The organism is Campylobacter sp. VBCF_06 NA8, assembly GCF_027737825.1.
Classification (GTDB): Bacteria; Campylobacterota; Campylobacteria; order Campylobacterales; family Campylobacteraceae; genus Campylobacter_B.
This window is the reverse complement of record NZ_JAOVUB010000001.1, coordinates 110686-130325: the sequence shown is the minus strand read 5'-3', so window position 1 is coordinate 130325 and position 19640 is coordinate 110686. Positions and strand designations below refer to the sequence as shown.

Below are 19640 nucleotides of genomic sequence, written 5' to 3'. Positions count from 1 at the left end.
CTACCTAGCCTTTGTCGCGTCTGTTTCTGGCGGAAGCGGGGTTACCTTGGCGCCGACTTGAATTTTTGAAAAATTATCCAAAACAATCAAATCCCCCTCGCTCAAACCCTCTGAAATAGTCATCGTCGTAGAATCTTGGGCTATAACTTTTACGATTTTTTTGGCCACGGTGTTGTTTGCATCTACGACATAAACGATAGAGTTGCTTAAATCTTGCAAAACTGCGATTTGCGGGATTTGGAAGCCATCTTTTTGCACAAAACCATCGACTGAAATTCTAGTGTAAATTCCTGGTTGAATTTCATAATTTAGGTTGTTAAATTGCGCTTTGGCGCTCACGCTTGCAGTCGCGCTATCTACGACGCTATCGATGAAGACTACATTTCCTTCATAAGTTTTGTCATTAAAGGAAATTGTAGCCTTTGTGTTTTTCATATACCAATCACTGCTGGCTAAATTTCTATCAATTTTCATCTTATCGGTATCAGAAATCCCAAATTTCACATAAATTGGATTTAGTTTTGTAAGTCTGACTAGATTTTCGCCTACGCCCACAAACGAGCCAGTATCTTTTTGCGTATCGCCTACAATGCCGTCAAACGGGGCTTTGACAAGGGCATTATCAAGGTCGATTTTCGCCCGTTCAAAATTTGCCTTAGCCACTTCGTAAGCTGATTTTGCGCCGTCAAATTCGCGCGCTGAAATGGTATTGCTTGCCTTCAATTTTCTAGCGCGTTCGTAATCTGCGCTGGCGTTGTTTAGGCTAGCTTTCGCGCTGTTAAAAATCGCTTGGTAGCGAGATTTGTCGATTTCATAGAGCCCCTCACCCTTTTCTACGCGCACACCAGGGGTGAAAAGCTGTTTTTCTATCGTGCCAGAAACCTGCGATTTTAGCGTTACATCTAAATCGCTTGCGGTTTCGCCGTTAAATTTTAGTGCGATTGGAACATCAGATTTTTGGGCTTTAAAAACAGCTACTGAAAGCGGCGGCATACCGCCAGCGCCCTTGGCACCCGCTCCTGCGCCCTCTTCTTTTTTTTCGAAATACGAACATCCGCTAAGCAGTGCTAGCGTCGCAATTAGTGAGAAAATTTTCTTCATACAAACCTCGGTTATTAAATTTTAATAATTAAAGTAAAAAGCTGTCGATTTTATCCAAATTCTGCATAACAAATTATTAACACAAAAGTAAATGAAAATTTAATATTTCTAAATTTTTCACATTTTTTGTGACAAAATCACGGAAAATTTTAATCTAACTTATAAAATTTCGATAAATTTTTAATTTAATATTACTAAATTTTGTTACAATTTTTTTTTGCAACAATTTCATTTTTAAGGAGATATCATGAAATTACTTACTTCATCATTACTAGCGGCTGCTTGCACATGCGCATTTGCCCTAGATTTACCACAAAACAAGGTCGTAGATGTCGAGTGGCTAAAAGCAAATTTGGCTGATAAAGACCTAGTTTTAATCGACCTTCAAGAAGGCGAAGGATATGGCGCAGGTCACATCAAAGGCGCAGTTGCTTGGAAAGAGGCTGATTTCAGAGAGGCAAGAGGCGAAATGCCAGGATTTATCGCTTCTCCGACTACGGTTGAGAGATTATTTCAAAAAAGCGGTATCAAAGATACTAGCGCAGTAGTTTTCTACAACGACGCAAAAGCCGCTCCTGATTATACGCTTTCAACTTTGGCTCTATTCGTATCTGAATACTACGGCCTTACAAACACAGCGATTTTAAACGGCGGAATTGACGCTTGGAAAAAAGCTGGTGGCGAGCTAAGCACAGAGGCCGCCACACCAGAAAAAAGCGATTTTAAAATCACTAAATTTAACAAAGACATCGTTGCGACTGCTTACGATATCGACGAGGCTGTGGTTACAAACAGCGTAGCGCTAATTGACGGCAGAATCGAAGCTCAATACTCTGGCGAAAAAGCTCACCCAAAAGCAGCCAAAGGCGGGCACTTAGAGGGCGTTGATGGAAATATCTTTATCGGCAAACTAGCCAAAGAAAATGACGGCGTTTTTTATATCAACACTGACAAAGAAGCTGTTGGCGAGCTATTTAAAACAGCTGGTCTAGATCCAAACGCACCACAAATTTGGTATTGCAACACAGGCTGGCACGCAAGTGGTGGCTGGTTTGCGACAAAATACATCATGGGAAATGACAAGGTCAAAAACTACGAAGCAAGCATGGTCGAGTATTCGAACCTGCCAAAAAGAAAAGTGCTAAAAGGCGATGAAAAATAATCAAATTTCGATTGATTGCCTAGACTTATGCGCCGACCTGCTCGCCTTTCCAGCGGAGGGTTGGCGCGAGAAATACTGCGCGCTTGGCGAATTTGCAAACGGCGAATTCGCCAAGCGCTTCAATAAATTTTCAAATTTCAAATTTAACGATTTAAAAACGCCAAATTTAGACGAAATTATCAGCAATTACATTTTTTATTTTGATTTAAACTCAGCCAAATTCGGCACTTCGCTTCTAGCGGGGTTTTGGTTAGATAAAAAAATGTTTGGCGAGAGTTATAATGAAATTTGCAAATTTTATGAAATTTGTGGTTTTGTGGTGGAAAAAAACTGCGACCACGCCTCAAATTTACTCGCATTTTGCGCGATTTTAGCAGAGCAGGGCGAGTGGGAGAAGTTTTTGAAATTTACTAAATTTTTGGACTTTTTAGAGCCTTTGAGTAAAAATTTAGCAAATTTTGAAAATTTAAAAGAATTTGAGTTTATTTTAAATTTTGCCAAATTTTTAATATCAAATTTAAAGGAGCAAAGATGACAAAAGTCGCCAAAACCCCGAAATTTGGGCTTCTTTTTCTATCGCTTGCGCTGTGCGCAGTGGGGCTCGTGGGGATTTGTAGCGTGTTTTTAAATGGCCAAGAGGCTAGCTACAATGTCAGCCGCGAGGTTCCGCTTGGGCTTTTGCTTATGGGTTATGCCTTTTTTGTGGGCATTAGCGTAGGAGTTGCCACGATCGCTACGGCTGATCATCTTTTTGGATTTCACGCATTTTCTAAAATTTCACGCCATTTACAGCTTTTAGCTATTGCTGCGCTTTTAGCGGCATTTTGGCTGATTTTTTGGGAGCTTGGAAGCCCTTTTAAACTGCAAGTTTTGCGTTTTGTAAGGTATTACTTTAATTTCGCGGTAGAAAGCCCGATTTGGTGGATGAGCACTTTTTATCTAATCGAAACTCCGCTTTTGATAATCGAGCTAATTTTAATGCTAAAAAACAGCGAAAAAGCTTCGTTTTACGCAGGAATTGTCGCATTTATAATGGGAATTGTAGCATTTAGCACACTCTCAATGGTCTTTGCCGTAAATTCAGCTAGACCAATCTGGCACACGCCAAGCTTTACTATTTCATTTATTTTAGGAGCTTTGATTTGCGGCATAAGCGTGATTTTTGCCTTTGTAAATTTAAGCAAAAAAGCCCTAAATGAGCGAATTTTGCGAAATTTGAATATTTTTATGTTTTTGCTACTTTTGGCTGTTTTATTTATAAATTTTTGGAACGCGGTAATTTCAAGCTATGGCGCAGGAAGCTATCTAGCCAAAAATTTTGAAGTTTTTACAAACGGAAATTTGTCATTTAATTTCTATTTTTTCGAAATTTTAGTTGGAATTTTGCTTCCGATGATTTTATTAATTTTATCTAAATTTCAAAATTTAAAAATTTCATTTTTGGCTGGAATTTTAGCCATTATCGGCGTATTTTTTGCTAGGTTTGACGGCATTGTGGGTGGTCAGCTAGTAAGAGTTGAGAGCGAATTTTTAGGCAAGATAGAGTTTGGCTCATACTGCCCAAGCGTGGCAGAAATCACGATTTTTATCTCAGGCATTGGCGTAATGCTCTTTATTTACGCACTTGGAAAAACATTTTTAAATTTGGAGAGTGAAAAATGAGAGAGCTTAAAATCACAAGACGAAATTTTCTAAAAATGGCTTCTAGTGTCGCAGTTGCCAGCACGGCAGGTATCACAGGGCTTCCAAATCCACTAATGGCAAAAACACATAAAAATTCGCCCGAGCTTTCAAATTTATTAGAATACGATGAAGGCGTAAAAACACCAAATTACTGCGAAATGTGCTTTTGGAATTGTGGCGTAAATGTTTTCACAAGGGACGGCAAAATTCACAAAATCGAAGGAAACAAGCTAAATCCATACAATTACGGCACGATTTGCGCTAAGGGAAATGCGGGGGTTTATTCTACTTACGATCCAGATCGCTTAAAATACCCGATGATTAGAGTCGGCAAACGGGGCGAAGGCAAATGGAAAAAAGTCAGTTGGGACGAAGCGTTTGACTTCGTGCATGAAAATTTAGAAAAAATCATCGACAAATACGGCGCAAAAAGCATTGCAGCCTTTGCTCATGGAAGCTGCTCTTCTTATTTTCACAAATTTGCTAGCCTACTTGGCACTCCAAATGTAAGCTACGCTTCATTTTCTGAGTGTCGTGGCAGTAGAGCGATTGGCTGGTCTTTGACATTTGGCGGTGGCGGTATTGGGGGTCATGAAAACTACGACATGGCAAACACCAAATATATGATTTTATTTGGCAGAAATATGGCAGGAGCGATTCAGGTTAGAGAAGCAAGAGATTTTATGGAGGGCTTGGCAAATGGCGCAAAACTCGTCTATGTAGATCCACGCCAGAGCGAAAGTGCGATTAGAGCGCACAAATGGCTTCGCATAAAACCTGGGTGCGATATGGCACTAGCACTAGCGCTAATTCATGTCATAATTAGAGATAATCTAGCAAATATGGAATTTATCAATAAATACTGCTACGGCTTTGATAAACTAGCCCGCCATGTCAAACAATACACCCCAAAATGGGCAGAAGAAATTTGCGGTATAAAAGCCGAAGAGATAGAAGAAATAGCGTGGGAATTTGCGAAATTTGCCCCGCATGTCCTAGCTATCGCACCGCGTAGATTTTCAAGATACGCAAACGACACGCAAACAGCAAGAGCGATTGCGATATTAAATGCAATTATGGGAAATTACGGCGTAAAGGGCGGAACTTGGGTAAATCAAAGCATAAATTTAGCCAAGCTCCCAAAAGATGATGAAGCACCAGCTGTAAGGGAGCCAAGGGCTGACGGCGTTGGCACAAAATGGCCGTTTAACCCTGCAAATTTAGGATTAAGCGGTGAAATTTATCGCGCGACTTTAAGCGAACAGCCATATCCGATAAAGGCGTGGCTGACTTACGATACAAATCCGCTAGGACACACGGCAGTCGAAGCAAACGGGGTTATGAAATCGATCGAAAAGCTAGATTTTTTAATGGCAATCGATACACAGATGAACGATTTTTGCGCGTATTGTGATATAGTTTTGCCTGAAAGCACATATTTAGAAAAAGACGACGGGCCATATATCCAAAAATACGATGTGCCGTTTGTGGCTGTAAGAAAGGCTGCGATTAAGCCGCTACACGATACTAAGCATGTTTTTGACATAGTGCGTGGGATTTGCAAACGCTTTGATATGGACGAGTATTTTACCATTTCGCCAAGCGACGCGATAAATAATTTCGTAAATTCGCTAAGCCCTGATGAGAAAGCTAAATTTGAAAAAGACGGCATTTTGTGCGATTATTTAGCCGATGCGTATCCACAAAGTAGTGGTAAGCCACTAAGCTTCCCTACTAGCACGGGCAAAATTCATCTCTACAACCCTGATATGGAAAAAATGTATGAAGAATACGGAGATGTCTGTGCGCCACTGCCTACTTGGGTAGCACCGCCACAGCCAAAAGAAGGCGAATTTAGGCTTTTATTTGGCAGGGGTCCAGCACACTCTCACGCAAGAAGCCAAAATAACAAGCTCTTGCTCGAACTTGAAGATGATAGCCCGATTTGGATAAATCCTGATGACGCGGCAAATTTAGGCTTAAAAACTGGCGATAAAGTTATAATGATAAATGCTAAAACAGGGCTTCAATCAAAACCACAAAATATAAAAATCACAAAGCGAATAACCAAGGGCAATGTCTTTATCCACCACGGCTTTGGGCATGTTAGCAAAGAGTGGAAGAGCGGCTTTGATAAAGGCATTAGCGATGTTTATTTTTGTAGTAACGACATTGACCCAGTTAGCGGTTGTAGCGGCTTAAACAACGGCTTTGTTAGACTTGAAAGGGCGTAAGATGAACTCACTAATAAATAAAAATCACAAAAAAGAAAAAAACCTAGCTATGGTGATTATCGGCGATCGCTGTATCGGGTGTGATGCGTGTTATGTAGCGTGTAAAACCGAGTGGGAAGTGCCGCTTTTCAAAGAAGCGTATCGCACAAGGGTTTTTGAAGTAGAAAACGAAGACAACGCAGGAAATCCGATTTTAAATTTCTTGCCGGTTCTTTGTAACCACTGCGAAAATTCCCCATGCGTAGCAGTTTGCCCGACAGAAGCTAGTTTTAAGCGTGAAAAAGACGGCATCGTCATCGTCGATCCCTCCCTTTGCATAGGCTGCAAGGCGTGTATGGTAGCCTGTCCGTATAATGCCAGATATTACGACGAACACAAACAAAGCGTCGATAAATGCACATTTTGCGCCCCAAGGGTGGATAAAGGTTTGCTTCCGGCTTGCGTAACCACCTGCGTGGGAAAATCGCGAAATTTTGGCGATTTAAATGACCCAAATAGTGATGTTTCGCAAATTTTAGCTAAGGCGACAAGTATAACTCGCCTAAAAGAGAGCGACGGACTTGAACCAAATGTCTATTATGTAACGATAAATTCATAGGAGAAAATGATGAAAAAGATAATTTTAAGCATGGTTTTACTTTGCAGTTTTGGTTTTGCGGAGAATTTGCAAAGCTACAATACTTCAAAAGCGCAGGCGGAGCATTTTGTAAATTTATCACGCGAAGCTGTGGCAAAAAATAATCTCACACTTGCTAGGGCATACGCAAAAAAGGCGATTCAAGCAGACGCTTACAACAAAAAAGCATGGGAAAGCTATGATGATGTCATTCAACGCTTAGCCGATGAAGGCATGATAGACGAATTTGGCGCCAAAGCCGATGAAAGCGAAGCCGCCGCACCAAAAGCCGGTGGCGCACCAGCGCAGTTTGAGGGTTGCTAGTGAGAAGAATTTGCGAAATTTTAAAAGGGCTAAATTTTAAAATTTTCGCAAATTTTGCTATTTTGTTTTTTTCGCTAAGCACATTTTCGCAGATAAACTCATGCACCGCCTGCCACGAAAATTACGGCTCACTAAGCCCCTCACACGATGAAGTTGCCTGTCAGAGTTGCCATGGGGGCAACGAGATTGCTAGCGAAAAATCGCTCGCTCACATCGCCCTAATCCCCAATCCAGCCACGCTAGAAAACGCCAAAAGCCGTTGCGCGCGCTGTCACAAGGACCAAATCGCCCGTGTTTCAACCACGCCAATGCAAACCCAAAATCCAATCAAGCAAAATTTGATAGGCGAGTGGGCGAAGCAGGGCGCAAGCGCAGATTTTAACGCAGAGCAAATCGAAAAATTCGCCAAAGACCACTACGCCAAAGCCTGCGCTAGTTGCCATATCTCGCAAGAAAAAGAGGTTTTTATAAATCAAAATATCGCCAAAGGTGGCGGGTGTGGGGCGTGTCATAAGGCTTCGAATTTAAATGAAAATTTCTTGCTCGCGCCATTTTTTGCTAGCAAAAATGCAAATTCTGCGCCAAATTTAAGCACAAATTCCAGCGTAAATTCCGGCGCGCACGCAACCTCCCAAAATACTGCGCCCAAAATCGCGCCCAAAACCCACACGCGATTTTCCACCGCAATCCCTAGCCAAAACTGCCTAGCCTGCCACAACCGCTCGGCTCGCATTGGTTTTGCGTATTATGGAAAATTCGAAAGCGAGGGAAGCAAGGCGCCTTTCGAGCAAAGCCATACGCTCTCCGACGGGCGCCATTTCCACGATTTGCGCGCCGATATTCACTACGAAAGGGCAGGGTTAGAGTGCGTGGATTGCCACACTAGCCTTGGGGTAATGGGCGATAAGAAAAACCACGCAAATATGCGCCATGCCGTGATTATCGCATGCGAGGACTGCCACGCGCCAAATTTTGCCACGCCAAATGAAATGGCACGAAATTTAGCCAAAACAAATCCAAATATCCCAGATAGCACGCTCATCGCCTACACAAAAAAGGGAAATTTCCCACTTTACAATGTCGCCAAAGTGGGCGAAAAAGCAGTCCTTACGCGCAAAAAAGACGGAGCAAAATTTGAAATTTCAGCGCTAAAACACCCAGCCCACGAGCCTTTGCACGCAAATTTATCCTGCCAAGCCTGCCACGAAAAAAGTGTGGCAAGCTGTTTTGGTTGCCACGAGCAAAGATTTTCGGGTGCAAAGCAGTTTGAGTGGCAAAAGGGCGAATACAGCGAGGGTGCGTGGAGCGAAATGCGCAGTTTTTTACGCTTCGAAGACCCCGCTTTGGGCGTGAGAAATGACGGCAAAATCGCAAACCTCGCCCCAGGCTGTCAGGTCGTGGCTAGTATCTACGAAAATGGCGCCACGAAGCACTTTGACGCCCTTAGCCTAGCTAGCTGGGCGCAACACAGCGTTGGCAAGAGCAAAACCTGCGCCTCTTGCCACTTCTCGCCTACTGCGCTAGGGCTTGGGCGCGGTGTTTTGGACTATAAAAACGGCGAGATTTCATTTAGCCCAAATTTGGCAAATTTTGGCGAGTTAAATTTCGCCCTTGACGCCTTTGCTAGCCCAAAAGGAGTGCAAAATCAAATCATTTCTAAAAACGATTCCACGCTAAGCTTAGCTCAAATGAAAAAAATCCTTGACGCCTATGCCTGCGCTATCTGTCACGATCGCTACGATGATAAAATTTATGCCGATTTTAACGCCTCAAAAGCGAAATTTAGGGCAGGGGAGACGAAATGTTTAGAGTGATAAATTTGATATTTTTTGCGCTTTTAAATTTCGCTTTTGCCCAAAATTTATCCTGCGAAAACTGCCATAAAATCGAAAAATTTGACGCGCAAAATCACAATTTTTCATGCGAAAGTTGTCATAAAAGTAAAATTTCACCCTCAGATTTCCCACAAAATTTAGCCAAATTTGGCGGATTTTCGCACGAAAATATCATCGCTCACCCAGCCAGCCCCGCGCATTATGGCGAGTTTTGCAGCACCTGTCACGCAAAGCAAATCAGCGAATTTGAAAAAAGCAACCATTTCACGCACAAAAACGAGATAAAAACGATTTTTAGCGCATTTAACATGGATTTAAATCTCAGTTTGCAAGATTTTTTAAGCCAAAATTTGCCAAATTTAAGCGCAAAAGAGCGCGTCGTGGCGGACTTCGTGGAGCGCAAATGTCTTAAATGCCATGTTTTTGATAGTGGCGAGAATTCCCTATTTTCAGCGCACGGAAAGGGTTGCATGGCATGCCACGCTAGCTACGCACCCAGCGCGCATTACAGCGGCAGCGACACAAATACTAGCGCGCGCCCGCACTCGCGCACTCACACGCTCTCGCGCGCAGATAATGAAGTTTGCGCCTCTTGCCACAATAAATATTTCGTTGGCGCCGATTTTATGGGGCTTTTCCCACAAAACACGCACAAAGACTACCGCACGCCGTTGCAAAAAAATGGAAATTTCCCAGGGCTACGGCATGGCGTGACATACGCAAATTTGCGCCCTGACACACATTTTAGCGCGGGGCTAGTGTGCGCGGATTGCCACAAAATGAGCGAAACCAAAAGCTGTGAAGCCTGCCACGAAACCGCCACGCAAAATAACACCTCGCACAAATTCCACCAAAATTTGGAGTGCGCCACCTGCCACAGCGCATGGGGCGGGAGTTTTTACGAGCTAAATGCTATGCTTGATTTTAGCAAGGATTACGAAAACTGGCAAAATTTAATCGAATTTGACGCGAGCACCAAGCGATTTAACGCACGCGCCCTGCGCCAAAATACGCGCCCTGCGCCGTTTTCGCGCACGCTTGGAGGCGAGAGAAAACCCGGCATTTGGCATAGCGCATTTAGTTTAGAACGCTTCGAAAATGTCCTTTTGGTGCGCAAAAATAACGGCAAAATCGCCCTTGCGCGTCCTGTGTTTGGCTATAATCTTGGCATAAAAGATGAAAATGCTAGCGTGGCTAAATTTGGCGAGAGTAGCGAGAGATTCGAGGTTTGGAAGCCATTTTCGCCTCATAGCGTGCAAAAAATCGGCAAAACCTGCGAAGCCTGCCACGAAAATCCGCTCCAAAGCGGAGAAACTCACGGCGGTATTAGCGAGTTTTTCGCGCCTAAATTTTGCGAAAATCCTAGGCAAAAAAACTGCGCCAAACTGCTTGACGCTAGCCCTTTAAACGAGCGTGAAATGCAAAATTTGAAGTCGATTTTATACAAAAAAACAAGAGCGAAGGAAATTTTAAATCTAAATTAGAAATTCCGCAAAATTTGCGGAATTTCGCTGTATTTTTAAGGGGGAAGCTAAAAATTTATGCGTTTTTTGCAGCCTCTAAAACTGCTTCGTAGTTCGGTTCTTCGGTGATTTCAGCCATGATGTCTTTGTATGCGATTACGCCACCGCTGATGACGAAAACCGCTCTTGCATTTAGCCCTGCTAGCGCGCTATCTTCGATTAAAATTCCATAGCTTTTGGCGAATTTTTTCGCTCTAAAATCGCTTGCTGTGCGCAAGTTTTCGATACCCTCTGTCGTGCAAAATCTGCCCATCGCAAACGGCAAATCCATTGAAACCACGATTACTTCGGTATTTGGCAAGCTTGCTGCTTTTTCGTTGAATTTGCGAGCCTCACTAGCGCAAACTGGCGTATCAAGAGATGGAACGGCTACGATGATTTGCTTTTTCTCGCTTTTGCCGATTACGATATCTTCTAAATCCTTGCCAGCGACTACAACTTCTGGCGCAGCCTCGCCGACTTTTACTTCATTTCCGCCCAAATTTACGGGGTTTCCTAAAAATTTTACTTGCATTTTTTCTCCTTGTAAAAATAAAACACATTTTATCTCATAAAATTTAACAGATTATTTTTTGGCGCAAAATTTTAAAATTTGGCTATAATTTCGCCCAAATTTAAAAAAAGGAAATCCATGCAAACCCTCCCGCAAAACGCGCCTAAATTTCACCTCAACACCGCTTATACGCTCTATTTGACGCTAGGGGTTTTTAGCGCACACAGATTTTATCTGAAAAAAAATGTAAGCGCGATTTTCCAGCTTCTTGGCGGATTTGGGTTTATCATCTTTGTCTGCTTTTTGGTGGCGTATGCTTTGATATCAAACGATAGCGCGCTCGAAATTTTGCGCTCCATAAGGCCAAGCCTCGAATTTGACGACCAAGATACACTTAGGGCTAGGGAAAATTTAATAAAACCGATTATGGTCTTTGCACTGCCAAATTTCGCCTATTTGGCGTGGATAATACACGATTTTTTCAATTTAGAAAAAATGGTAGATAGCGCAAACCTTAGCGCAGGGTGCGAGACCGAAAATTTGAGCGAAAATCCCAGCGAAAATCCCAGCCAAAGCCTAAATTTCGAAGAAAAAAGCGCGAATTTAGCCTCGGCTAGACAGCTAGCTTACATTGGGTGCGGACTTTTGATTTTAATGGCAATTTTAAACATTTTTGGCACCAAGATTAATGGCGCCGAACTAGCCTCGACAGCGGGGCAAATCTGCCTTGCAATGAGCGCGTATTTCATCGCTAGCACAATTTGCTCAAAGACGCTTTTGCGAAATTTAACCCTTTTTGTCGTATTTGACGGCCTTGCGCTAATCCCGTTTTTGATGATGATGTTTGGGGATAAAAGCCTAGTTGTATTTGCTTTCGGCGCAGTATTTACGGGGCTAGCGGCATGCTCCTCGCTACTGATTTACAAAGAGCTTTTCCAGACAAGCGGGTGCGAAATTTTCGTTAAGGCGTTTTTTGTATATGCGCTCTCGTGCGTGATTGGGCTAGTTTTAGTCTATTTTAATCCGATTTTAGCGATAATCGCGGTGCAAATTTGCTCGATTATAAATTCGCTTTTTATCATTGCTTGTGCCAAAGATAGCCGAAATTTCGAAATTTCGAAAAACAACTATTATTTTTCGAATTTGAAATTTCACATTAGCGAATTTAACAAAATCAAATCATAAGGAGAAAAAATGATGAGTTTTGGCGAGGCGATTAGCGTTTGCCTCAAACAAAAATTCGCCACATTTTCTGGCAGGGCTAGCAGAAGCGAGTATTGGTGGTTTTACCTTTTTTGCGTTTTAGTAAATGTCGCAACCTCCGTAATCGACGCCGTGCTTGGCACAAATATCGTTTTGGGGTTTGACAAAAACGGCGACCCAGAGGTCATAGGAATCGTAGCTAGCGTCGTTGCTTTTGGCTTGCTTGTGCCATCATTTGCGGTTTTGTGGAGAAGACTGCATGATAGAGATATCAGCGGGTGGTATTTTGGCGCATTTGTTCTTTCGTTCGTGCTTGCAGCGATTAGTGCTGGGATTAGAATTTTGGCTATGCTGTTTTTATTTGTTGCTGTGGGGCTTATAATTTTTATTTTTATCTCTACGATTTTAAAGGGCACCGACGGAGCTAACAAATACGGCGACGATCCGCTAAATCCACGCGCCGGTGGGAATATTTTTGTTCCTTAATCTTTTTAAATTCCTAGCAAAATTTGGATTTTTCCAAATTTTGCTTTTCTTTAAATTTTACTCTCGTTAAATTTTACTTTGTAGATACTGCGTCTGAAATTTCAAATTTTAAGATATGGGCAAAATTTTAATTTAGGGTGGGCAACGATTATTTGTAGGTTTGGATACCTACAAATAAACAATAAAATTAACGAAATTCTCGTCTGAAAAATTTAGGACCCTTTTTATAGCTTAAATTTTGTAAAAATCTATATGCACCTATGACGATACCGACCAAGCCACCGATACAAACAAGGCCACCAATACCGCCACCGATAGCACCACCTACGATAAGCAATATTACACCCAAAATTAAAGTTGGAGCCCACGATACACCATATCTAATCTCAGCTTGGCAACCACTGCAAACTGATACTCCGTATTTGATGTCGTCCTTGCCACAAAATGGGCAGCCTAAGTGTAGCTCTTCATCCATAGTTTTCTCCTTGAAAAAAAATAAAGTTTTATTCTACCCCCCCCCCCCCCTTAAAATGGGTTGAAATTTTGATTATGTGGTGCAAAATTTTGTATTGATTTATTATAAGCTTGCGAAGTAACTTTGTAAATTGAGGAATTCGTAGAAATTTCGTTGGATTTTAAAAAGCAAAATTTCGGGGCAGTATTTCAAATTTGCGATAGCGGAATTTTGAAATTTGCAAAATTTTGTAGAATTTTAAAATTTGGCTAGGAAATCCTAGCCAAATTTTGCTTATTTCGCACCTTTTGGCGGCATAAACGCAGTTAGCGTGATGTCTTCGCCGTCTTTTGGTTTGTAAGGCTCGATATTTACAAGGCAAGTGTGAGAGATATTTCCGTTGGCTAGTTTGCTTGTCGGAATATCGATAGTAAGCACATTTGCTGAGCCGTTTTTGCAAAGTCCGTTTTCGTTTGGATCATACCAAGCGCCTTCGCATAGTTTTACGACATTTCTTGGCGTATCGTCATTTACAACCGCACCTGCTAAAATTTGACCCCTAGCGTTGAAAACTCTTACCAAATCGCCGCCCTTTATACCTAGCTCTTTTGCGTCTTCTTCGTTGATGAAAATCGGCTCACGACCTGCTACTGCATAGCTATCTCTTAGCTTAGTTTGGTTTTGTTGTGAGTGCAAGCGATCATTTGGGTGTGGGCTTATCATGTGGAATCTGGCTGGTTTATCCTTCATACCTAGCCACTCGATTGGTTCAAACCATGTCGGGTGAGCCTTGCAGTCATCATAGCCCATTTTTTCGATTGTTTCAGAGTAAATTTCGATTAGTCCGCTTGGTGTGCCAAGAGCATTTAAAATCGGATCTTCTCTAAAATCTGCAAAAGTTACATAGCTTTCGCTCTCCATTGTAGGGAAAAATTCAGTCGGTTCGTTTTTGTTCCACCACTCTTCAAAGCTTGGCATTTTAATCCCCAAAGCTTCGTTTGCATTTACTTGATTTGCCGCAGTTTCGTAGAACTCTTTTATCCAGTCCATTTCGGTTTTGCCGCCTTCTGTGTAGGCTTCTGCAAGGCCGTCTGCATAAGCTTTACACAAATCAACGAAAACTTGATAATCATCTTTTGCGCCAAATTGTTTTTCTACAACCTGTTTTTGTGGGACGATATGCATATTTGTGTAATCCCCTGTCATAGAAATGTCATTTCTCTCATACGAGCTTGTAACCGGGAACACGATGTCAGCCATTTTCGCTGTCGGCGTCCAGTAAATTTCATTTACGACGATAGTTCGTGGTTTTCGCCAAGCTTTAACATTTTTGTTTGTGTCTTGTTGTTGTGTGAGCGGATTTCCGCCGACCCAGTAGATAAAATCCATATCAGGATATGTGATTTTATTTCCGTTATCATCAAGCGTTGCGCCCGGATTTAGCAAAGCGTCTGCGTTTCTTGCGACAGGATATGACATTAGTGCCGTATTTGATAGCCAAGATTGCGCCGCGTTTTCTTTTGCGCCATCAGCATTAGCAGGACCCATATATTTGCCGTCTTTGATAACGCCTACACTTCCTGCGTTGATTGTTTTAATTACACCGCCTACGCAACTTGGCGTTCCGCCGTTTGCATAGTGGTAACTAAAACCAAATCCACCACCAGGAAGCCCTATTTGACCAAGCATAGATGCAAGAGTTACTATCATCCAATGGACTTGTTCGCCGTGGTGCGCTCTTTGCATACCCCAACCAGCCATAATCATAGTGCGATTATCAAAGAATTTTTCGGCTAATTCTTTTATGACTTTTGCTTTAATTCCGCAAATTTTCTCTGCCCACTCAGGTGTTTTTTCTACGCCGTCTTCTTTGCCTAGTAAATACTGCTCGAATTTATCAAAGCCAACGGTGTAAGTGCTTAAAAATTCTTTATCATATTTGCCTGATTTTAGTAGGTGATTTGCCATAGCTAACATCATCGCTACATCGGTATTTGGAGTAGGTCTGATATGAGTAGCTTTGCCTTCAAAAAATTTAGTTGTGATTGTTTTGAGCGGATCAATTATAATGATTTCTTTACCGCTATCACGCAATTTTTCAAAATATTTAAACGAGCCTTCATCAGAAACCGTAAATGACAAACGCAAAGTCGCAATCGGATTCATACCCCAAAGCACGACTACTTTTGAATTTTCTAAAACCACAGGCCAAACGGTTTGTTGCTCATAAACTTGGCTAGATCCCACGACATGTGGCAAAATCACTTGCGCAGCTCCGGTTGAAAAATCCCCGGTAACACCCACAAAACCACCTGTCATATTCATAAATCTATGAAGAAGCGTTCTTGCCATGCCAAGTGCGCCTGAGCTTTGCCAAGCGTAGCTTCCTGCACAAATGCTATTCATACCTTTTTGTTCGCGTGTTTTTTTTAGCTCCCTAGCGACAAGTTTAATAGCCTCTTCATAAGGCACTTCTACCCACTCGTCTTTGCCACGAAGCTCAGGTTTTGGGCTATCTGGGTTTTCAAGGTAGCTTTTGCGAACCATCGGGGCTTTGATTCTTGCTTTATAAACCAAATCGTCCATCGCAGTTTGCAAAGGATTTGGCACATTTGAAGTTTTTTTCCAAGCTTCCGATTTTACGATTTTGCCGTCTTTTACGGTAGCTTTTAAAATTCCCCAGTGTGCTCCTGTGATAACTTCGCCGTTTTTAACCAAAGCGGTATTTGCCTCTGCCCCAAGGGCAAAATTTGGAATTGCGCTAGCAGCACCCAGAGCGACGCTGCCTTTTAAGAAACTTCGTCTTTTCATCTTATTCTCCTTTAATCGACATTAATGTCTTTTGAATGTTTTTGTAAATACTGAGTGATAACCCAAATTTCATCTTGGGTTAATGGCGTGCGTGATTGCATTGATTTAATCAGCGCAGGCCATCTATTTGCGACCTGAGTTTCGCCTCTGTGAAGCGGGTGGCAGGTGCCGCAGTTTTCTTCGTGGTTTTTCTTCGCTGTGCTAAAAATCGCTTTCAAATCCGTTTCTAGCGCGTCTGGCGAAGTATAGGCTATGATTTTTACTTTGTTATACTCGCCTAAATTTTCCAAAACCTCAGCGTCGAATTTCGCCTGTTTTGAAAAGGCAACCGAGATAATTCTCGCCTTAGGGGTAAAATAAATGATATTTTGCGCCTTTGCGCTTTGGTAGCCTTCAAGGCTAAATTTGACCTTTTTATCATCTGCTTCGATGATTTTGATCTCATTTGTCGGCATTAATCTTCCGACACTTTCGCTTAAATCCGCGCTTAGGCTGATATTTTTAACAGCTACGCTATACGCGCTATCGCCCACGCTAAGGGCGTTTGCGGCGCAGGTTAAAAAACCTAAGCAAAGAGCTAAATTTAGAATTTTCAAATTTTCTCCTTTACAAAATTTTGATAAATTTTATAAAAAACAAAAATAAAAATTTGTCATTTTTATGACAAATTTAGTTTTTATTATCGATACTTAACCTTTTTGTGAGATAATAAAAATAAAAAGGCATTTAATGGGGACTAGGACGACAGGGGTTTTTGAGGGCGAGGAGTTATCGTTTTTCGGCAAAGAGGATTTGGATAAATTCAGACGCATTTCCTATCAAAAAGGCTCGATGATTTATGCACAAAAAAAGCTTTTTATGATAATCCTAAAAGGCGAGGGCAAGCTAAATACCTACCACGAAAGTGGCAGAGAGTATGTGCTAAGCTACTTTCGGGCGGGTTCTTTCGTGCTAGTCGATACCTTTTCGTCATTTGAAATCACAAAAGACGCTGAAATTTTAGAGGCAAATTTATCCACTGTGATTGATCTTTTTGAGTTCAACCAAGACTTTGCGATTTATCTTTTTAACTCGTTTTTGAAAAATATGACAATGCAAAAAAATGTCATAAAAGAGCTAGTTTTCGACAGCGTCGAAACCCGAACTTATAAATTTTTACTTCAAATCGCAAACGGCGATATAGCACATGTAAATGGCGGTGTCAGCGAAATCGCAAGCTTCGTCGGAGCCCCACGCCAAAATGTCTCCGTGGCTGTAAATAAACTAATCAAAAATAAAAAAATCCAAAAATTAGATCATCAAAATTTTAAAATTTTGCCCTAAATTTTCTTTGAAAACATAGCGTAAATTTGCGCACTCATCATCACAAATAAAACCGCTAAAATCACGCCAAAGGCTAAAATCATGCACTCAGCCATTGTGCCAAATTTCGCGCTTGGAATCAAATACCAGCCATTAGAATACAAATCCACAAAAAAGCTTTGAATAGGATCTAAGCTAACTCCTGCTGGGACTATGGGAGCGTCTAAGCCACAATCGCCAGTTGGCTTAAAAAAGCTAGCAAACCACTCATCAAGGGGCAAATTTAGCGGGAAATTTGGCTTAAACGAGCAACCATGCACGCCAAAAGGCAGATTACCTAAAATCGCGCTATGCACCTTGTATAGGTGGATTGAGCGGGCAATTCCATAAATTGCGCCCACAAAGCAAACGCCATAAGCGCAAAATTTAAGTAGCAAATTTCCCCCGCAAATCGTGCCTAAAATCGCGCCAAAAAATATCACAAAAAACGCCAGCCTGATATACACACACTGCTCGCAAGGCGCCATAAATAGGTATTCTTGGAAAAAATAGTGCGCGATAATGATTAAAAGTGCGCAGACAAAAATCAGATAAATCCAAGGCTTCGCGCTGTTTTGCCACGCGCAAATTTTAAACAGCGCTCTACTCATTTTTGCTCGCCAAATAATCAATTAATTTCGCAAATTCGGCAGTAGAGGCGATTTTTTCGGTTTTTATGAGGTATTTGCCACTCACCACGAAGGCTGGCACGCCCTGAATAAGTGCGACATCATAGCCCTCGTCCCAAAGAGTGAGCGTTTTAAGCACATCTTGACTTTGCATTTCTTGCTCGTAAATTTCGCGCGTAATCCCGCCAGCTGTAAAGCCCGTTTGCAAAAATTTCATCTCGTCTGCTTCCGCGCTAGGGCGCTCTTTTTTATCGTGATAACTCTCAAAATATGCAAATAAAATTTTCTTAAATTTCGAATTTGGCGAGTTTGGGGCGATATTTTCTCTTTTATCCAAAACTCTCGCCACAGCCAAAATTTTACTCACACTCACGCCAAATTCGCCCATAGCGTGCATGTGAAACGGCTCATAAGTAGCCGAAATTTCGCCTAAAATTTCAGGCAGGACATTTTGATAATATTTATAGCAAAACGGACAAGCATAGCTAGAAATCGTCACGAAACTGCCCTTATCCACACTTAGTGGTTTATCCAAAACCAAATAATGCTCACCTGCGCTAAATTCGCCATTTCCGCCGTCCCCATGAGTGTTAGTCCCACCCATCATATACACACCAACGCCCAAACCAACAAGCAGAGCGAGGATAAAAACTAGTAGATTTTTTTTCATAAATTTTCCTTTTTTACTCAATTATAATGAAATTTTAAAAATTTTGGCTAAAATTTGGCGAATTTAAATTTTCAAATTTCAAAGGAGAAAAGATGAAAAAACTTTCCTTAATTTTGGCGATTTTCGCCACGATTTTTTTGGGTGGTTGTGCTAGCACGACCCAAGGCGGCGCTGTGGGAGTAAATCGCACCCAGCTTCTCACAGTCAGCGAAGCCGAGCTTGACAAGGCAGCAGCAAGCTCATACACGCAAGTAATCAACCAAGCAAAAAACCAAAAAAAGCTAAACACCAACGCCAAACAAACCAAAAGGGTCAAAACAATCTCAAATAGATTGATTAACCAAGTAGGCGTTTTCAGACCAGATGCGCGCAACTGGAACTGGCAGGTAAATGTCATCGAAGATCCGACAGTAAATGCGTGGTGCATGCCAGGCGGTCGCATTGCTGTTTATACAGGCATTATCAATAAGCTTAGCCTAACTGACGGCGAGTTAGCGGCTGTCGTAGGACACGAAATCGCTCATGCTCTGCGCGAACACTCACGAGAGCGAGCCAGCACAGAGTCTGTAAAAAATCTAGGCATTTCAATCGGCGCGCAAGCCGCTGGGCTAGGGGATTTGGGCGCGACTGGATTAGCGATTTTGGGTCAGTATGGATTTAGTCTGCCGTTTTCTCGCTCACATGAAACAGAGGCCGATATCATGGGCTTAGAGCTTATGGCGCGCGCTGGATACAATCCAAACGAAGCCCCAAATGTATGGCGCAAAATGGCGAAACTAGAAAGCGGCAGCAAAACGCCTGAGTTTTTCTCAACTCACCCAGGCGATGAAACCCGTATCAAAAACCTAGAAAAAACAATCCCAGTGGTCATGCCACTATACGAACAAGCCAAAAAAGGTAAAAAATAGCTTCGTAAGCTTCATCGGTGCGAAATTTATGAAATTTCGCACCAGCTAAATTTCAAAATTCCGCACTTTTAAAATTTAAAAAAATTTGTGAAAATTAGTTTAATTTTGCTATAATCTGCATTTTATTTTAAATTTAAAGGATTAAATTTTGGACACGGATCGTTCGG

Annotated in this window: 19 protein-coding genes; 12 read left to right on the top strand and 7 right to left on the bottom strand. The window is 42.0% G+C overall.

Translation table 11 applies throughout. The annotated features are described in order from the left end of the window. Complete coding sequence (locus tag OFO10_RS00710) at nucleotides 1–1101, bottom strand: efflux RND transporter periplasmic adaptor subunit (RefSeq protein WP_270865721.1); 1101 nt, start codon at nucleotides 1099–1101, stop codon at nucleotides 1–3. A 247-nt stretch (nucleotides 1102–1348) separates the two neighbouring features. Between OFO10_RS00710 and OFO10_RS00705 the strand changes: the two genes are divergently transcribed. The 8 genes from OFO10_RS00705 to OFO10_RS00670 are packed head-to-tail and all read left to right on the top strand — an operon-like array spanning nucleotide 1349 to nucleotide 10439. Continuing rightward, nucleotides 1349–2263, top strand: a complete 915-nt coding sequence (locus OFO10_RS00705; protein ID WP_270865720.1) for a sulfurtransferase — start codon at nucleotides 1349–1351, stop codon at nucleotides 2261–2263. Continuing rightward, nucleotides 2253–2798 (top strand): molecular chaperone TorD family protein, encoded by a 546-nt coding sequence (locus OFO10_RS00700; RefSeq protein WP_270865719.1) that lies wholly within the window; start codon nucleotides 2253–2255, stop codon nucleotides 2796–2798. Before OFO10_RS00705 ends, OFO10_RS00700 begins: the two co-directional genes overlap by 11 nt. After that, the gene (gene nrfD / locus OFO10_RS00695; RefSeq protein WP_270865718.1) at nucleotides 2795–3925 is read left to right on the top strand and encodes an NrfD/PsrC family molybdoenzyme membrane anchor subunit; all 1131 of its coding nucleotides are present in this window, start codon (nucleotides 2795–2797) and stop codon (nucleotides 3923–3925) included. The genes OFO10_RS00700 and nrfD overlap by 4 nt, the downstream gene beginning before the upstream one ends. Further along, the gene (locus OFO10_RS00690) at nucleotides 3922–6180 is read left to right on the top strand and encodes a molybdopterin-containing oxidoreductase family protein (protein ID WP_270865717.1); all 2259 of its coding nucleotides are present in this window, start codon (nucleotides 3922–3924) and stop codon (nucleotides 6178–6180) included. The genes nrfD and OFO10_RS00690 overlap by 4 nt, the downstream gene beginning before the upstream one ends. Before the next feature lies 1 nt (nucleotide 6181). Further along, the gene (locus OFO10_RS00685; RefSeq protein WP_270858623.1) at nucleotides 6182–6778 is read left to right on the top strand and encodes a 4Fe-4S dicluster domain-containing protein; all 597 of its coding nucleotides are present in this window, start codon (nucleotides 6182–6184) and stop codon (nucleotides 6776–6778) included. Between the two features lie 6 nt (nucleotides 6779–6784). Then, complete coding sequence (locus OFO10_RS00680; RefSeq protein ID WP_270865716.1) at nucleotides 6785–7120, top strand: hypothetical protein; 336 nt, start codon at nucleotides 6785–6787, stop codon at nucleotides 7118–7120. Next, nucleotides 7120–8934 carry a hypothetical protein gene (locus OFO10_RS00675; RefSeq protein WP_270865715.1) on the top strand — a complete coding sequence of 605 codons (1815 nt, stop codon included), beginning with the start codon at nucleotides 7120–7122 and terminating at the stop codon, nucleotides 8932–8934. Before OFO10_RS00680 ends, OFO10_RS00675 begins: the two co-directional genes overlap by 1 nt. After that, nucleotides 8922–10439, top strand: coding sequence for a hypothetical protein (locus OFO10_RS00670; RefSeq protein ID WP_270865714.1), 1518 nt, complete (start codon nucleotides 8922–8924; stop codon nucleotides 10437–10439). Before OFO10_RS00675 ends, OFO10_RS00670 begins: the two co-directional genes overlap by 13 nt. Nucleotides 10440–10494: 55 nt before the next feature. Here the strand turns inward: OFO10_RS00670 and tpx are convergent, their stop codons facing one another. Further along, complete coding sequence (gene tpx, locus OFO10_RS00665; RefSeq protein ID WP_270862651.1) at nucleotides 10495–10992, bottom strand: thiol peroxidase; 498 nt, start codon at nucleotides 10990–10992, stop codon at nucleotides 10495–10497. Between the two features lie 117 nt (nucleotides 10993–11109). Here tpx and OFO10_RS00660 point away from each other — a divergent pair, with 117 nt between their 5' ends. Both OFO10_RS00660 and OFO10_RS00655 read left to right on the top strand, forming a co-directional pair. Next, nucleotides 11110–12156, top strand: coding sequence for a TM2 domain-containing protein (locus tag OFO10_RS00660; protein ID WP_270865713.1), 1047 nt, complete (start codon nucleotides 11110–11112; stop codon nucleotides 12154–12156). A 9-nt stretch (nucleotides 12157–12165) separates the two neighbouring features. Continuing rightward, a complete protein-coding gene (locus tag OFO10_RS00655; protein WP_270865712.1) occupies nucleotides 12166–12660 on the top strand; it encodes a DUF805 domain-containing protein in 495 nt (164 codons plus the stop codon). Between the two features lie 187 nt (nucleotides 12661–12847). On the opposite strand, the gene OFO10_RS00650 is transcribed toward OFO10_RS00655, so the two are convergent. From OFO10_RS00650 to OFO10_RS00640, 3 genes are all read right to left on the bottom strand, one after another. Next, complete coding sequence (locus OFO10_RS00650) at nucleotides 12848–13135, bottom strand: hypothetical protein (RefSeq protein WP_270865711.1); 288 nt, start codon at nucleotides 13133–13135, stop codon at nucleotides 12848–12850. Nucleotides 13136–13408: 273 nt separating this feature from the next. Continuing rightward, nucleotides 13409–15925 carry a molybdopterin guanine dinucleotide-containing S/N-oxide reductase gene (locus tag OFO10_RS00645; RefSeq protein WP_270865710.1) on the bottom strand — a complete coding sequence of 839 codons (2517 nt, stop codon included), beginning with the start codon at nucleotides 15923–15925 and terminating at the stop codon, nucleotides 13409–13411. A gap of 11 nt (nucleotides 15926–15936) precedes the next feature. Beyond that, nucleotides 15937–16521 carry a cytochrome C gene (locus OFO10_RS00640; protein WP_270865709.1) on the bottom strand — a complete coding sequence of 195 codons (585 nt, stop codon included), beginning with the start codon at nucleotides 16519–16521 and terminating at the stop codon, nucleotides 15937–15939. Nucleotides 16522–16654: 133 nt separating this feature from the next. Here OFO10_RS00640 and OFO10_RS00635 point away from each other — a divergent pair, with 133 nt between their 5' ends. Beyond that, complete coding sequence (locus tag OFO10_RS00635; RefSeq protein WP_270865708.1) at nucleotides 16655–17248, top strand: Crp/Fnr family transcriptional regulator; 594 nt, start codon at nucleotides 16655–16657, stop codon at nucleotides 17246–17248. Here OFO10_RS00635 and dsbI read toward each other — a convergent pair. Both dsbI and OFO10_RS00625 read right to left on the bottom strand, forming a co-directional pair. Continuing rightward, a complete protein-coding gene (dsbI, locus tag OFO10_RS00630) occupies nucleotides 17245–17877 on the bottom strand; it encodes a protein-disulfide oxidoreductase DsbI (RefSeq protein WP_270865707.1) in 633 nt (210 codons plus the stop codon). The two genes, OFO10_RS00635 and dsbI, sit on opposite strands and share 4 nt — an antisense overlap. Then, nucleotides 17870–18565: a thiol:disulfide interchange protein gene (locus OFO10_RS00625; RefSeq protein ID WP_270865706.1), complete on the bottom strand. Its 696-nt coding sequence runs from the start codon at nucleotides 18563–18565 to the stop codon at nucleotides 17870–17872. The genes dsbI and OFO10_RS00625 overlap by 8 nt, the downstream gene beginning before the upstream one ends. A 92-nt stretch (nucleotides 18566–18657) precedes the next feature. Here OFO10_RS00625 and OFO10_RS00620 point away from each other — a divergent pair, with 92 nt between their 5' ends. Then, nucleotides 18658–19473 carry a M48 family metallopeptidase gene (locus OFO10_RS00620; RefSeq protein WP_270865705.1) on the top strand — a complete coding sequence of 272 codons (816 nt, stop codon included), beginning with the start codon at nucleotides 18658–18660 and terminating at the stop codon, nucleotides 19471–19473. Nucleotides 19474–19640 lie beyond the last annotated feature (167 nt).

What these genes read in the sequence shown, in the direction of transcription:
- OFO10_RS00660 (WP_270865713.1), top strand. Translation starts at nt 11,110, where the DNA reads ATGCAAACCCTCCCGCAAAACGCGCCTAAATTTCACCTCAACACCGCT.
- OFO10_RS00620 (WP_270865705.1), top strand. Translation starts at nt 18,658, where the DNA reads ATGAAAAAACTTTCCTTAATTTTGGCGATTTTCGCCACGATTTTTTTG.
- OFO10_RS00685 (WP_270858623.1), top strand. Translation starts at nt 6,182, where the DNA reads ATGAACTCACTAATAAATAAAAATCACAAAAAAGAAAAAAACCTAGCT.
- OFO10_RS00670 (WP_270865714.1), top strand. Translation starts at nt 8,922, where the DNA reads ATGTTTAGAGTGATAAATTTGATATTTTTTGCGCTTTTAAATTTCGCT.
- OFO10_RS00705 (WP_270865720.1), top strand. Translation starts at nt 1,349, where the DNA reads ATGAAATTACTTACTTCATCATTACTAGCGGCTGCTTGCACATGCGCA.
- OFO10_RS00625 (WP_270865706.1), bottom strand. Translation starts at nt 18,565, where the DNA reads ATGAAAAAAAATCTACTAGTTTTTATCCTCGCTCTGCTTGTTGGTTTG.
- OFO10_RS00650 (WP_270865711.1), bottom strand. Translation starts at nt 13,135, where the DNA reads ATGGATGAAGAGCTACACTTAGGCTGCCCATTTTGTGGCAAGGACGAC.
- OFO10_RS00710 (WP_270865721.1), bottom strand. Translation starts at nt 1,101, where the DNA reads ATGAAGAAAATTTTCTCACTAATTGCGACGCTAGCACTGCTTAGCGGA.
- nrfD (WP_270865718.1), top strand. Translation starts at nt 2,795, where the DNA reads ATGACAAAAGTCGCCAAAACCCCGAAATTTGGGCTTCTTTTTCTATCG.
- OFO10_RS00690 (WP_270865717.1), top strand. Translation starts at nt 3,922, where the DNA reads ATGAGAGAGCTTAAAATCACAAGACGAAATTTTCTAAAAATGGCTTCT.
- OFO10_RS00680 (WP_270865716.1), top strand. Translation starts at nt 6,785, where the DNA reads ATGATGAAAAAGATAATTTTAAGCATGGTTTTACTTTGCAGTTTTGGT.
- OFO10_RS00635 (WP_270865708.1), top strand. Translation starts at nt 16,655, where the DNA reads ATGGGGACTAGGACGACAGGGGTTTTTGAGGGCGAGGAGTTATCGTTT.
- OFO10_RS00700 (WP_270865719.1), top strand. Translation starts at nt 2,253, where the DNA reads ATGAAAAATAATCAAATTTCGATTGATTGCCTAGACTTATGCGCCGAC.
- tpx (WP_270862651.1), bottom strand. Translation starts at nt 10,992, where the DNA reads ATGCAAGTAAAATTTTTAGGAAACCCCGTAAATTTGGGCGGAAATGAA.
- OFO10_RS00645 (WP_270865710.1), bottom strand. Translation starts at nt 15,925, where the DNA reads ATGAAAAGACGAAGTTTCTTAAAAGGCAGCGTCGCTCTGGGTGCTGCT.
- OFO10_RS00655 (WP_270865712.1), top strand. Translation starts at nt 12,166, where the DNA reads ATGATGAGTTTTGGCGAGGCGATTAGCGTTTGCCTCAAACAAAAATTC.
- dsbI (WP_270865707.1), bottom strand. Translation starts at nt 17,877, where the DNA reads ATGAGTAGAGCGCTGTTTAAAATTTGCGCGTGGCAAAACAGCGCGAAG.